This is a genomic window from Bradyrhizobium guangdongense (assembly GCF_004114975.1).
Classification (GTDB): domain Bacteria; phylum Pseudomonadota; class Alphaproteobacteria; order Rhizobiales; family Xanthobacteraceae; genus Bradyrhizobium; species Bradyrhizobium guangdongense.
In genome coordinates this window covers 6250436-6264181 of record NZ_CP030051.1, presented here as the reverse complement: position 1 = coordinate 6264181, position 13746 = coordinate 6250436, and the positions used below count along the sequence as shown (strand labels likewise).

The following is a 13746-nucleotide window of genomic DNA, read 5'->3' as shown; positions in this document are numbered from 1 at the left end:
CGGGCGCTGCCTCTCCTCAGCCTTAAAAACGTCGATGGCCGGGACAAGCCCGGCCATGATGAAAAAAACAGAAATGAGGCGAAGCTACGCTCAGAGCCCGCGGTTCAGGCGGCTGGCCTGGTACTTGGCGCGCCATTTCGGGCCAGGCCCGCGCATATAATGCAGCTCGGGGCGATAGGGGTCGCCGGCGACCCGGATCAGCGTCTGCCATTTACTGGCGACGAAGGTGAGGGGCTGGCGGAGCAGGGTTAGGGAAGCGAACAGCACGGCATCACCTCAATGCGGCTTGCCGAGCATGGCCGTGAAGGGAAGGTCCAGAATCTCTTCGCCGTCGTCGTCGCTGATGTGAATCACCCAATCGCGCCAGTCTTCGGCGCCGGGCGTCAGGATCATCGAGCGCATGATCTGGGCGGCGCGATCGCGCGCCTCGGTGAGGTTGGCGACTGCGGTGCCGTAGCGATCGATCAACGTGCCTTCAGCATTCGAGCAGTGGAAATACATCTGAACCATAGACGCCTCCTCTGGAAAGCGAACTGGACGGCACATCGGTACCACCCCAACGAAGCGAAAAACATTCGGGCCAACCCCGGTAAGGGAATCTACGGAAGTTGGTCGGCACCACGCGCCTGGCGGGTTTGATCACAGGCCGGTGATGTTCAACTGGACGAGGCCCGCACGGCATGGAACAAGCTTCGACCGAAAGTCGCGGAGGCCGCTGTGAATCAGGTCACATTGCAGGATAGACGCCGAAGCTTGCGCGTGGGTGTTGCCGCCCTGGCCGCGATCATTCTCGGCGTCGCTTCGCCCGCCGCGTCCGAACCGGTCAGAAAAAGCGGCTATGCGCTGGGAACGGAGACTTGCGGCAGCGGCGATCTCGCCTTTCCCAGGCTCCAGATCGACATGAAGGCGGGCTTCTGCGCTGGCCTTGTCGCGAGCGAGGAGGACCATCTGAAATTTCCGCGCTCGATCATCCAGCTGCCCGGTCGCGACATGTTCGTGGTTGCCGACATGGGGGGCTGGGGTCACGCCGACGGACGGCTGCTGCTGCTCGACCCCCATGCGCCCAGTGGCCAGCGGTTCAAGGAACTCCTGACCGGCGTCGAATATCCGTTCGGCCTCGTGGTCGGGCCGGACAAGAAACTCTATGCGTCGACCGCAGAGACCATCTTCCGTTTCGATCCTCTTGCGGACAATCCGCGCGGCACGGTGGAGACCATCGTCCGTCACATGCCGGGCCGGCGCATCACGCTACCTGATGGGACGAAGCTCGACGAGGCGGCGCATCCGCTGAAGCAGTTCGTGTTCGATCGCATCGGGCGGCTGTTCGTCAACATCGGGGCCCACAACGACGATTGCATCACGCCGGCACCGATCACGAAGCCTTGCGCGGCAGCCGAAGGCGCCTCCGCGATGGCCGCGATCTGGCTGTTCACACCGCCGTCAGGCGGCATCTTTCCGGCGTTGAAGCCGAACGATTCCGATCCGCCGCACACGATCTACGCGCGGGGCTTGCGCAACTCGATGGCGCTGGCACTGCACCCGAATTTTCCGGACGCCGGCTACGCTTTCCTGCAAGGCGAGAATGGCCGCGACCTGCCCGATATTTTCAAGCCGAACGAGGAGATCAATGCGATCGAACAGGGCCGGCACTATGGCTGGCCCTATTGCTACGACCTGTCGACGCCGAGCCCCGAGTTCAAGCTCGTGCTGCAATCGGGCGTCTACAAATCGCTTTGCACCGGCAATGCGCTGTACAAGGCGCCGCTTTCGCTGCTGCCGCCGCACGGCGCGCCGCTTGCGATGCTGTATTATCACGGCACAAAATTTCCTGAACTCGAAGGCAAGCTCTTGGTGGGCCTGCACGGCTATCGCCCGACCGGCAGCCGCATGCTGATCTACGACGTTGACGACCACGGTTTTCCCAAGCCAGCGCCGGCGCCGGTGCGTTACCACGTCAGTTGCGCGGCAGATCCAACTCACAATTTTCAAACCGACGCCGGCGATGTTGCCGCTGCGCCATTCGAGGAATTGATCGCCGGCTGGCACCGCGTCAATGGCGCGCGGCCGCAAGGCGCGCCGGCTGGCATGACAGTCGCGGAGGACGGTGCGATCTGGCTGGTCGAGGACAAGAACCAGACGATCATCCGCATCGACCGCACTGCCGGCGATGCACCGCCCCCGCTGCCCTGCGACACGCGCAGTCAGGCGCTGATCGACCAGCTTGCCGCCTTCGTCGCCAAGGATGCGCAGAACAAGGCGCGGCTCACCACGCTGCGCAAGAACCTCGTCGAAAAGCACTGTATCGGCTGCCATTCCGATTTCGGCTTGAAGGCGGGCCAGTCTGATGCAGACAGGGACGTAGCCGTGCTTCGCTTCATGCTGTCGCAGGATGGCTGGATCTATCCGGGTGATCCCGCTTCGGGCAGGCTGCGCACGCGGCTGCGCGGCATCGGTGCGGAGAAGCTGATGCCGCCGGGCGGGGAGGGCCTGCCGAAGACCGAGCCCGGTTACCAGGCTCTGCTCAACACCGCTGATCTCTTCGTTGCCAAGATGGTTCCGGGAACGCCGATGCGCATCAGGCTCGGCCTGCCGCAGCGCAAGTTCTTCAGCAAGACGAACAAGGAATGCGGCGAAATACCGGCCGCCAAGGTCGTTGTCGTGACACAAAGGAACGCTGTAGACAAACCGGGCTTCAGCCGATTCTTCCGGCCGGCCGATCCTTATTTGAATGGCGAGTGCGGCGACGGCGATGGCTATTACATCCGGCAGGAATTTCTGGTGCCTGTGCAGTAGCCTTCTGCTTGTTGTCGCAACACCGCTCGTCGCCGCCGAGACCATGCTGTTCGAAAGCGTGCAGGTAACGCCTTCAGACGAATACACGCACGGCATCGAGGGGCCGGCCGCCGATCTCGACGGCAACCTCTTTGTCGTCAATTTCGGCAAATCAGGCACGATCGGTCGATTGCCTGCGGGCGGCGCAGCGTCGGAAGCCTTCACGACGCTCCCCGAGGGAAGCATCGGCAATGCGATCCGCTTCGATTCCCATGGTACGATGTTCATCGCCGACTACAAGAAGCACAACATCTTTGCGATCACGAAGGGCACGACCGAGCCGGTCGTCTGGTTTCACTCCGACGAGATGAACCAGCCCAACGACATCACGATCGCCCGCGACGGTACGATTTATGCGAGCGATCCGAACTGGAAGGGCCGGGAAGGCCACATCTGGCGTATCGCCAAAGCCGCGGACGGTGTGGTGCAGGGACAGATCATGCCGGCGCCGCGCGCGATGGGCACCACCAACGGCATCGACCTCAGCCCCGACGGCAAGACGCTCTATGTCGGCGAATCCAGCAATGGCCAGGTCTGGTCCTACACCATCAACGGCAACGCGCTCACCGACCCAAAGCTCGTCAAGGCATTCCAGCCCGACACCATCGACGGCCTCCGTACCGATGTCGCCGGCCGCCTCTACATCGCGCGCATCCTCAAGGGCACGATATCGCTGATGAAGCCCAACGGTGCGGTCGAGCGCGAGATCGCGCTGAAGGCCAAGGAGCCGACCAATCTCGCCTTCGGCGGCAGCGACGGCAAGACCGTCTTCGTCACCCAGCGTCAGGGCGGTTTCATCGAGTCCTTCCGCACCGACAGGCAGGGCCGCGAGAACTGTCTCCAGCGTGGGCGCTGCTGAACTTCTCGGGCGATCTGCTTCCGACGCAGAGCGGCGCGGCAGGTGCGGCATTCTTCTTGCTTGCATCTGGCCGCCGCAGCGATCAAGACATCTGTGGCCCTGTCAAAGAGCGCGATCACGGAGTGTTTGAGTGAAAGCCGTCCATACCGAACTGCACCGCAGCCACGATCCGCAATTCTTCCTGGTTCGCGGGCTCGTCAAGCGCACCACCGAGCAGCCCGAGCGCGCTGATCGTCTGCTCAAGGGCTTGAAGGATGGCAAGCATCAACTGGTCGAGCCGACCACATTCGGCCAGGGCCCGCGCGCGCGCATTCACAGCCCGGAATATCTGTCGTTCCTGAGCGAAGCCTGGGACGCCTGGACGGCGCTCGGCGATTCCGGCCCGGAGATGATCGGCAACATCCATCCGGTGCGCCATGCCGCAACCTATCCCACCCACATCGTCGGCAAGCTCGGCTGGCATACCGCCGACACCGCAGCCCCAATTGGTCCGGGCACCTGGGCGGCGGCCTGTGCCGCGACGGATGTTGCGGTCACCGCAGCGCAGATGGTGATGGACGGCGAGGATGCGACTTACGCGCTCTGCCGCCCGCCCGGCCATCACGCCTATCGCGACATGGCCGGCGGCTTCTGCTTCCTCAACAACAGCGCGATCGCGGCGGCGCATCTGCGGCAGAAGCACGAGCGCGTGGTCATCCTCGATGTCGACGTCCATCACGGAAACGGCACGCAAGGCATCTTCTACGCACGCCCGGATGTCTACACGATCTCGATCCACGCCGATCCGACCGCCTACTATCCGTTCGTGTGGGGCTACGCGCATGAGCGCGGTGAAGGTCCGGGCCTCGGCACCAATCTCAACATTCCCTTGGCGATCGGCACCGGCGATGACGGCTATATTCAAGCCCTGGATGTCGCGCGCAAGGCGATCGAATCCTTTGCGCCCGGCGCGCTCGTGATCGCGCTCGGCCTGGATGCCTCCGAGCACGATCCCCTGAAGGGACTTGCCGTCACCACGCCGGGCTTTCGCCGCATCGGCCAGGCCATCGCGAAGATGGGCCTGCCGACCGTGTTCGTGCAGGAGGGCGGATATCTCTCGGATATTCTCGGTGCCAACCTGACCTCGGTGCTGGCAGGGTTTGAAGAGGTGCGGTGAGGCAGGCTCTTCACCGCGTAGGAGGTCGTCATGCCCGGGCTTGTCCCGGGCATCCAGGTTCTTCGTGCTGTGTGGCAAGGCGTGGATGGCCGGGACAAGCCCGGCCATGACGCGAGGGATATCTAAAATATGCCACTTGCTTTCAGCGCCTTGCAGACGTGCCGCATCTCGCTCCCGTCGGCGACCATGTCGAGCATGACGGTGGTCAGGCCTTTCGCGGCAAATTCCTTCAGCCTCGCGCCGATTTCGGCATAGCTGCCGACGAGATAAGGACAGTCGGCCTGGAAAGTGAGATAGGGCAGCAGCCAATAGCCATTGGCGGCGAGTTCGCCGCTTTGCCCTTCATACAGCCGCCGCTTCCAGACGGAATCCGAGTTCTCCACCGTGAGTGCGAGCAGCTCGCGGTCGTCGGGGTCGTCGCGGAAGCGGGCCTTGGCGCCCCGTCGCGCCTCCTCGCTACTTTCGCGCGCGAAGATACCAAAATTCATGCCTGATGCGCCGAGGCCGCGATCGAGATCGGGCGGCAGCATCTGCATCTTGATGCAGCCGGTCTCCTCTGCGACGCGCTGCGCCGCATCCGATTGCCCCGCGACGAGAAATTCAGGCATCAGTTCGGGCGGCAGTCGTGGCCGCAGTTGCAGATTGCTGGCGCGGTAGAACCGGCCGCTGACATTCACCGGGCGGGGGTTCGCGAGCAGCTGGCGCACCAGGGTGACGAACTCGCCGAGCCTGATATAGCGGTCGGCATGCGACTGCTGGTCGCCGAGTCCCTGCAGGTCGCTGATCGCGGTGCCCGTGATCATGTTGAGATAGACCTTGCGGCCGTAGAGCTGCGCCAGGGACGACACGAACTTCGCCGCCGTGAACGGGTGCATGTAGACCGGATTGACCGCGATCAGCGGCGAAGATCGCTTCGTTGCGGCCATGATGTGCTGGGCCATCGCCCAAGGCTCGACAAACACGTCGTTGCCTTCGAACAGCAGAATGCCCTCGAAGCCGTTGTGGTCGGCGAACTCCGCCACGCGCATCAGCTCGCCGACATATTTCTTCGGATCGCGGTTGCGCGAGATTGCGGGAAAGATGCGCAGCCGCGCCGGCATCATTCCGCCGCTTCCTGGAGCGGCCAGGCGTTGCGGATGATACGAAGGCCGCCGGCCGCACGGGAGCCGTCGGCGATCGCCAAGCGGTGCGAGGGCGAGGGCGAGCACAGCGAGAAGCGCCAGCCTGCGGGATCGTCGGCGATGTCGGGTTTGAAGCTGATCCCGATTGCCTCCCGCGAGACCCGCATCGCGAAGGCATCGAGCGGCAGATTGAGGCCGAAACCTCTGGCCTTCAGATAGGCCTCCTTCAAGGTCCAATAGTCGAAGAAACGCTCGATTGCGGCCGGCTCCGGCAGGCCGCGCAGCGTTTCGACCTCCTCCGGCGCAAAGAAGCGGAGCGCGGTCGATAGCGGCGCGACACGCCGCGACACGGTCTCGACGTCGACGCCGACGGCCTCGTGCTTTGAAACGACGCAGGCGACACAGCCGTCGGCATGCGACAGGCTGTAATGGAGGGCCGTCGCCTGCCTGGGCGATGCGACAAAGGGCCGTCCGTAGCGGCCGGTCGAAAACGACCATTCGGTGGGGGCGACATCGGGTGCCGCGTGCGAGAGCGCCATACGCAACATTGCGTGCGCGAAGATATATTGCCGCTGATGCCGCTCGAACTTGAAGCGGTCGGCGCGGATCCGTTCGTCGATGGAGAGCAACCTCCGGCACGCATCGACCGCGCCCGGCGTATCGATGCTCTCGATCAGTCCGACAAACAGTTCAATTCCGTCGTTTGGCATCAAATGGGCCCATAGCGCCAGGTGGAGGCCAAATCCGGCCCTGACTGAAGAATCAACCGAACAGGAAGCGACTGAGCGGATCGCTTCTAGCGGTCCACCCGGGCAAATTCTTGTCGATCGCTGGCCGGATTACAGCCGCAAGCTTGTGCGAGACCCCAACTCGACAGGCGAGCGGCCCAATTCAAGAATTAGATCGGAAGATTCGTGCGGCGTCCCGGCCGCCGAGTCCTACTTCTTCTTCTTGGCCTTCTTCGAGCCACCCAGCACCGAAAGGCTGGCATCGACTTCCTTCAGGGCCGACTGGAGCTTCTTCTTCTCGTCGGTCAGCAGTTTTTGCAGGGCCTTGCGGTCCTTGTCGCTCAGCGAGGTGCCTTTGGTAAATTTGATGAAACCCATAACACTCCCCCGGTTTAAAATATCGTCCAAATCAAAACACGGGAATAATCTTGCGCGCTGGCGCCAAAGAATCAAGATGCAACTTCACCATGCACAGCTTTGGCGAGTGGATATCCGTTCGGCGCCGACGAACGGCTGGTCATGCCGCGCGGCGGTCGAGTAGCCGATGGAGCGCTGTATGGGGCTGGGAGAGGGCCCCCGCCAGCAGTGCGACGAGATCCTCCATCCACGTGCCGACCATGCCGCCGTCGAGCAGCTCGCACTTGTAATTGCATGAACCGGTGATCCCGCTCGGGCGCTCCTTCAGCATCAGTGACAGCCAGGTCTGGTCGACGGGCAAAACCGGTTGGCCCTCGCGCGCGACGTTTCCAATCGACCGCACCGCGACATCGGGCAGGTCGAGCGGTTGGCGCAACGGATTTTGCAGGGTGAAGTAGACTTGGAGCAGCGACGCGGGATCGATGCCCTCCTGCTCCAGATGGTCGGCCAGAATATTGAACGGCAGCTCCTGTCGCGCATGGCTCTCGAGCACGCTTTCGCGCACCCGGGCCAGTGCTTGCGTGAACGACAGATCCGGCGTGATTCGGCTACGGACGATCACCGTGTTCTCGAACGGACCCACGATTCGCTCGGTGTCCGGCTGGGCGCGGTTGGCCATGGCCGTGGCGACCGAAATGTCGGTGCGCCCGGTCCGCGCCATCAGCAGGGCCTTCAGGCCGGTGAGCAGGCAGATGAACAGCGTGGCATTGTGCTGTCGTGCATAGGCCGTGAGCCGGGCGACGAGATCGCGCTCCAGGCTGAGCGGATGATGGCCTGTTGATGCGCCCGGCCGCGCTTCGCCGTCGAACAAGGGGGCTGTACCGCGCAAATTCTCGGTCCAGTCGGCTGCCTGCCGGCGGGCCGCCTCGGTGCCGCACCACCAGCGTTGCCAGCGTGCGATGTCGGAGAATGCGAGCGGCACTCTTGGCAAAGGCGCCGATGGACGGCCCGCCAGCGCGGCATAACGACTCGACAATTCCTCGAACAGCACACCGATCGACCAGCCATCGGCGATGGCATGATGCAGCGTCAGCAGCAGGATGTGCTCCAGGTCATGCAGCCGCAGCAGTCGCATCCGCAGCAGCGGCGCCCGGGCGGCGTCGACCGGGGTATAGGTCTCCTGCGCGATCAGGAGCTCGATCTTCCTCGCTTCGAGCGCTTTGCGCCGCTTGTTGTTGTGGGGGCGCCCGTCACCGACGGTCTCGATGGTCAGCACCGGGCCGAGCGCAGCGGGCGCGGCGATGTGGCCGACCGGCTCCTCGCCATTCCAGCCGAACGCCGTCCGCAACGAGTCGTGGCGGCGCACGATGTCGTCGATGGCCTGCGTCAGTAGTCGCGGATCGACCGGCCCGTCGAGGTGGAAGGCGAAGGGCAGGTTGAACAGCGGCAGATCGGGCAGGTTCCGCTCGATCCGCATCATCTGGTCCTGCGCGATCGACAGCGTGGAAGGTCCGCTCTCGACCAGGCGTGGGATCGCGGCCACTGGACCTTGCGATTTCGTGGCAGCAGCCTCTTCGACGCGTCGGGCGAGCTGCTCGATCGTCGGCGCCTCGAAGATGGTCTTGATCGGCAGGGAGACCCCGAGCGCGCGGGCCAGGCGCGCCATCGCCTGGCCCGCCAGCAGCGAATGGCCGCCAAGGTCGAAGAAATTGTCGGTGACGCCGAGACTCTCGACCCCCAACAAGTCGATCCAGATGTCCGACAGGACTTTTTCGCTGAAGCGTCGCGCCGGCACGGAAGCGTCGGTCCTTGCGGGCTCCTGCTGCACCGGGGTCAACAGGGCTGAGCGATCGAGCTTGCCGTGGGCATTCAACGGCACCTGATCCAGAAACAGGAACGCGGAGGGGATCGCATGAACAGGCAGGCGGCTCTTGAGGAAGTCGCGCAGCTCACTGGCGCTGATCTGGGTGCCGGCTCTGGGGACGACATGGGCGATCAGCCTGACATCGCCATTGGCATCGCGGCGCGGCTCGACGATGCCGGCGCGCACGCTCGCGTGGTCGGCAAGCGCAGCCTCGATCTCCTTGAGCTCGAGGCGGTAGCCACGGACCTTGACCTGCAGGTCGGCGCGGCCGAGGCATTCGATGGTGCCGTCGGCACGGCGGCGGGCAAGGTCGCCGGTGCGGTACAGCCGGCTGCCTTTCGCCCGCGCGAAAGGATCGGGGATGAAGCGTTCCCGGCTTTGTGCGGGATCGTTGATGTAGCCGCGCCCGACGGCGGCACCGCCGATGCAGAGCTCGCCGACGACGCCGATCGGCTGCGGCTGCAGATTTGGATCGAGCACGTAGAGCTGGGTGTTGGGTAGTGGCGCTCCGACCGGAACATTGGTCGTCGCCGTGTCCGGCGCCCTGGTCAGTCGATGCAGCGAGACGTCGTCGGAACATTCCGAAGCCCCGTAGGCGTTGATCAGCGGCACCTTCGGGCAGCGTGCGAACCAGGCCCGGCTGAGCTCGACCGGCAGCGGCTCGCCCGTCGAGATCAGCAGCCGCAGCTTGGCGAAGGCGCACAGCATCGGCGCTTCGTCGAGGCGTTCCAGGATGACGCGAAGCAGCGAAGGGACGATCTCGAGCACCGTGATGCCCTCGCGTTCGATCTCCCGCGCCAGCATCATCGGGTCCTGCACGACCGAATTGCCGCAGACATGGACGCGCGCGCCGGTCATGGGACCGGCCAGGAACTGCCAGACCGAGATGACAAAGCTCTGCGGGGCCGTCTGGGCGATCACGTCCCTAGGGGTGAGGCGAAGCTCGGAAATCAGCGACGCCAGATGATTGGACAGCCCGCGCTGCTCGATCATGACGCCCTTCGGCGCACCGGAGGAGCCGGAGGTGTAGACGAGATAGGCAAGGCTCGTGCTTGTACGCTGCGCCGCACGGGCGGGCTTCGTCGGTTCGAGCGCGATCGCGTCCTCGAGCTCCGCCACGAGGATGCGCTCAACCAGCGGTTCGAGCAGGGCATCAACCATAGCCGACCTTGCGCGCCCCACGAGCAGCACGGTTGCGCAGCTTGATCCCAGGATGGTTGCGAGCCGCGCCGGCGGCTGCTCGGGATCGAGATTCAGGAACGCCGCGCCTGCGCGCTGCACCGCGATCATCGCCGCGAGCAGATCCGGCCCCCGGTCCGCCAGCAGTGCGACCACGCTTTCCGCGCCGACGCCTTCGCGGCTAAGCCAGCGTGCGATCGCCTGGCTGCGGCGCGCCAGCTCGCGATAGCTCAGGGCGAGATGCCCATCGGATATAGCGATGGCGTCCGGCGTCTTCTTCGCCTGCCGTTCGAACCGTTCGCAGAGATTGCCGCGTGTGGCGAAATTGGCCGGCCTGCCTTTCGCCGGCAATCGCCGGCGTTCCACCTCCGTCAGCAGCGGCAGGCGCGAGATGCGCTGCTCGGGATTGGCGATGACGGCCTTGAGCAGAGTTTTGAACTGATCCGCCATGCCCCCGATTGTGGCTGCGTCGAACAGGTTGGTGGCGTATTCGAAGAAGCCGGTAAAGCGGCCCTCGGCCTCGACCAGCTCCAGCGTGATATCGAAGCGCGCGACCTTCGGGTCGACCTCCAGCCGGCGTGCCGACAGGCTCGGGAAGCGCGCGGCCTCGATCGAAGCATTCTGTAGGATGAACATGATCCGGAACAGCGGATTGCCATCCGTCCTGCGCGCGATTTGCAAAGCGCGCAAGACTTCCTCGATCGGAAGGTCCTGGTTGCGATAGGCATCGAGCGTGACCTGGCGCACCCGTCGCAGCATTTCGCTGAAGGTCGGATCGCCGCCGAAATCGTTGCGCAGGATCAGCGTGTTGGCAAACAACCCGATCAGGCGTTCGCTCTCGATCTGGTTACGGTTCGCGATCAGCGATCCGGTCGCGACATCCTCGTGCCCGGTATGGCGGAACAGCAGACACTGAAAAACGGTGAGCAGCGTCATGAAAGACGTCACGCCCTGATCCTGACTCAGCGTGCGAATGCCGGCCGAAAGGCTCCTGGGGAATTCGAAATAGTGGCGGGCGCCGTGACCGCTCCAGATCTCCGGCCGCGGCCGGTCGGTCCGCAGCGGCAGCGTGGTGACGCCATCGAGCTGCGCCCGCCAGTAATCGAGCTGCTCCTTTGCTGCGGGCGTTTGCGCCCAGCTCAGCTGCCAGCGAGCAAAGTCCCGATATTGGAAGCTGGGCGGGGGTAGCTCCGCCGTGCCTTGCTTGCGTGCCGCAGAATATGCGGCGGCGAGGGCCTCCCAGAACAGCCGCTGCGACCAGCCGTCGGTGACGAGGTGATGGACGTTGACAACCAGCGCATGGCTGGATCTGTCGAACGAGAGCAGCGTCACCTTGAGCGGCGGCTCCCGGGCCAGATCAAATGCGTATTGCGCGAGCTTCAGCGCCTCGCGCCGAATGAGCGCAGCCCGCCGGTGCGCAGGGCAGGCTTTGAGCTTGATCCGCTCGAGCCGCGGGCGTGCCTGAAGCACGCGCTGCACAGGTGCGCCCTCGCATTCGACGAAGACCGAGCGGAGCGCCTCGTGACGCGCGCAGATCGCAGCAAGGCCCGCCTCGAGCGCGGCGAGGTCCACCTCGCCCCTGAGGAGAGCGACCTCGACCACGTTGTAATTGTAGCGCGTCGGATCCAGCCGCGAGAGCACATACATCCGCTGCTGCTGGAACGAGAGCGGCGCGTCTTCGTCGGAAGCCATGTGGCGCCATGCTGGTAGCATCCCGTCGCGATGCGTCGTGGCCTCGATCCGGGCCGCAAGACCACCGACGGTGGCGCAATCGAAGATGTCCTCGAACGAGAAGTCCACGTTGAAGCGCTCGCGCAGGCGCGAACGCATTTGCGTGACCGCGAGCGAGTCGGCGCCGAGCGCAAACACGTCCTGATCGACGCCGACTTGCGGAAGCTCGAGCAGACTGGCCCAGATCTCCGCGAGCTGGGTCTCCAGCGCGTTGCGCGGCAGCTGCGTATCGTCGTCGTCATGGGCAACCGAAATCAGCTCGGCCAGCGCATTGCGCTTGACCTTGCCGCTCGCGCCCTTCGGCAGAGCGGCCACGCTGCGGATCAGGCTCGGCACCTTGTAGGCGGCAAGACGCTTGCGTGCGAATTGGCGCAACCGATCCGAGCTTACCTCGGAATCGGGACGCAGAACCACGAGGGCGGCAACGTTCTCGCCTAGCTTTGCGTGCGGAATTGGGAAGACTCCGGCTTCCAGCACTGCCGGGTGGGCCAGCAGCACCTCTTCGACCTCCAGCGGCGACACCTTCTGGCCGCCGCGGTTGATGATGTCCTTGATGCGGCCGACGATGAAGAGATAGCCGTCGGCATCGAGGTAGCCGAGATCGCCGGTCCGGAACCAGCCGTCGCGGAACGCGGCCTGGGTGGCCGCTTCGTCATTATGATAGCCGCGGCTCATGTTCGGCCCGCGCAGCACGATCTCGCCACGCTCGCCGGGCGCGAGCGTCCGGCCGGTTTCGTCCATGATCGCGATCTCAGGACCCGCGGCGCGGCCAACCGATCCGACCTTGCGCAGCTCGAACGGATTGGCAGCAATCTGCGAAGCCGCTTCGGTCATCCCGTAAGTCTCGAGCACGGGGACGCCGAACGCCGCCTCCAGGCCGTTGAGGATGGCGGGCGCGAGCGAAGACGAAGCCGAGCGGATCACGCGCAGCGATGACGATCGGACACGTTCGGGGCTGGCTTCCGCGGCTGTCAGCAATGCGCGATGAATGGTCGGCACTGCCGTGTACCAGGTCGGTTGCAGATCCCGCATCCAACCGAAAAAGGACGGTGCGTCGAACCCCCCGGTCACGATCACGCTGGAGCCGGCCGCGAGCGCCGTCAGCAGGCCGGAGATCAGGCCGTGGGCGTGAAACAGCGGCAGGACGTTGAGCAGGCGATCGTGCGGGGTGAGCGACAGCACGCGTCCGGCGTTCTGGGCGGAGAGGCAGACGTTGCGATGCGTCAGCGGCACCATTTTCGGTCGCGCCGCCGTGCCCGATGTCAGCAGGATGAACGCATCGTCCTCGGCGCTCGCTGCGCCGCCCGTGCTGGCCGGACCGATTGTCGGGCCGAAGAATCCACACTCGCCGAGATCCGTCTCCGGCCCCGGCACGAAGTCGATCAGGGGAATGTCGAGCGTCCTGGCGATGTCGCGACTCGGCGAATTCGTGTCGGCCCGCGTCACCAGCGCCGCCGGCTTCATCTCGCTGAAATAGCGTTGCAGCTCGTCCATCGTCAGATCGGGGTTGACGGGGACGCAGGCGCAGGCCGTGGCAACCGCGATCAGAGCCAACGCGCTGTCGGCCCCGCGCGGCAGCGCAACAGCAATCCGGTGGGAGGGAGCGATGCCGAGCCCGCGCAGCGTACCGACGAGATGCTCGAGCCTGGCGCCCAGCGCGCCATAGCTCAAAGGCGGCCGGCCGGGGGCCAGCAGGGCAGGTGCTGCCGGAATGGTTCGCGCATGGAAGGCGAGAAGGCCGCCGATGGTATCGGCTCCGCCCGTGCCGGCCGACCCACCTCGTGCTCCGGATGCAATTGCCGACAATGCCATTCCCTTTTGATCCGATTGGGCTATTCTTCCCCGGAGTTAGGGAACGCGTCCAGTCTGAGGTGAAGTTTGGGCCCCAAAATCTGTGGTTGAGGGCCCATTAGCCCTTC

The 13746-nt window shown here is 64.6% G+C and carries 9 protein-coding genes; 3 read left to right on the top strand and 6 right to left on the bottom strand.

What is annotated here, in order from left to right; genetic code table 11:
* Positions 1-90: 90 nt before the first annotated feature.
* Together X265_RS40780 and X265_RS29830 are read right to left on the bottom strand one after the other, a co-directional pair.
* Complete coding sequence (locus X265_RS40780) at positions 91-267, bottom strand: hypothetical protein (RefSeq protein ID WP_164938855.1); 177 nt, start codon at positions 265-267, stop codon at positions 91-93.
* A 9-nt stretch (positions 268-276) separates the two neighbouring features.
* The gene (locus X265_RS29830; RefSeq protein WP_128968079.1) at positions 277-510 is read right to left on the bottom strand and encodes a DUF6894 family protein; all 234 of its coding nucleotides are present in this window, start codon (positions 508-510) and stop codon (positions 277-279) included.
* Between the two features lie 249 nt (positions 511-759).
* Here X265_RS29830 and X265_RS29825 point away from each other — a divergent pair, with 249 nt between their 5' ends.
* From X265_RS29825 to X265_RS29815, 3 genes are all read left to right on the top strand, one after another.
* Positions 760-2793 carry a PQQ-dependent sugar dehydrogenase gene (locus X265_RS29825; RefSeq protein WP_244659425.1) on the top strand — a complete coding sequence of 678 codons (2034 nt, stop codon included), beginning with the start codon at positions 760-762 and terminating at the stop codon, positions 2791-2793.
* On the top strand, positions 2750-3691 hold the full coding sequence (locus X265_RS29820; protein ID WP_164938854.1) for an SMP-30/gluconolactonase/LRE family protein: 942 nt from the start codon (positions 2750-2752) through the stop codon (positions 3689-3691). Before X265_RS29825 ends, X265_RS29820 begins: the two co-directional genes overlap by 44 nt.
* A gap of 130 nt (positions 3692-3821) precedes the next feature.
* Positions 3822-4847 (top strand): histone deacetylase family protein, encoded by a 1026-nt coding sequence (locus X265_RS29815; RefSeq protein ID WP_128968076.1) that lies wholly within the window; start codon positions 3822-3824, stop codon positions 4845-4847.
* A 122-nt stretch (positions 4848-4969) separates the two neighbouring features.
* On the opposite strand, the gene X265_RS29810 is transcribed toward X265_RS29815, so the two are convergent.
* The 4 genes from X265_RS29810 to X265_RS29800 form a co-directional block, all read right to left on the bottom strand.
* Positions 4970-5950 (bottom strand): LLM class flavin-dependent oxidoreductase, encoded by a 981-nt coding sequence (locus X265_RS29810; protein ID WP_128968075.1) that lies wholly within the window; start codon positions 5948-5950, stop codon positions 4970-4972.
* The gene (locus X265_RS29805) at positions 5947-6678 is read right to left on the bottom strand and encodes a 4'-phosphopantetheinyl transferase family protein (protein WP_128968074.1); all 732 of its coding nucleotides are present in this window, start codon (positions 6676-6678) and stop codon (positions 5947-5949) included. The genes X265_RS29810 and X265_RS29805 overlap by 4 nt, the downstream gene beginning before the upstream one ends.
* Positions 6679-6906: 228 nt before the next feature.
* Positions 6907-7074 carry a hypothetical protein gene (locus X265_RS40775; protein ID WP_164938853.1) on the bottom strand — a complete coding sequence of 56 codons (168 nt, stop codon included), beginning with the start codon at positions 7072-7074 and terminating at the stop codon, positions 6907-6909.
* 139 nt (positions 7075-7213) lie between these two features.
* Complete coding sequence (locus tag X265_RS29800; RefSeq protein ID WP_128968073.1) at positions 7214-13639, bottom strand: non-ribosomal peptide synthetase; 6426 nt, start codon at positions 13637-13639, stop codon at positions 7214-7216.
* Positions 13640-13746: the final 107 nt, after the last annotated feature.

Bases quoted from the DNA above. Each gene is read 5' to 3' on its own strand.
- X265_RS29830 (WP_128968079.1), bottom strand. From the start codon at position 510: ATGGTTCAGATGTATTTCCACTGCTCGAATGCTGAAGGCACGTTGATC.
- X265_RS29820 (WP_164938854.1), top strand. From the start codon at position 2,750: ATGGCTATTACATCCGGCAGGAATTTCTGGTGCCTGTGCAGTAGCCTT.
- X265_RS29810 (WP_128968075.1), bottom strand. From the start codon at position 5,950: ATGATGCCGGCGCGGCTGCGCATCTTTCCCGCAATCTCGCGCAACCGC.
- X265_RS29805 (WP_128968074.1), bottom strand. From the start codon at position 6,678: ATGCCAAACGACGGAATTGAACTGTTTGTCGGACTGATCGAGAGCATC.
- X265_RS40775 (WP_164938853.1), bottom strand. From the start codon at position 7,074: ATGGGTTTCATCAAATTTACCAAAGGCACCTCGCTGAGCGACAAGGAC.
- X265_RS29800 (WP_128968073.1), bottom strand. From the start codon at position 13,639: ATGGCATTGTCGGCAATTGCATCCGGAGCACGAGGTGGGTCGGCCGGC.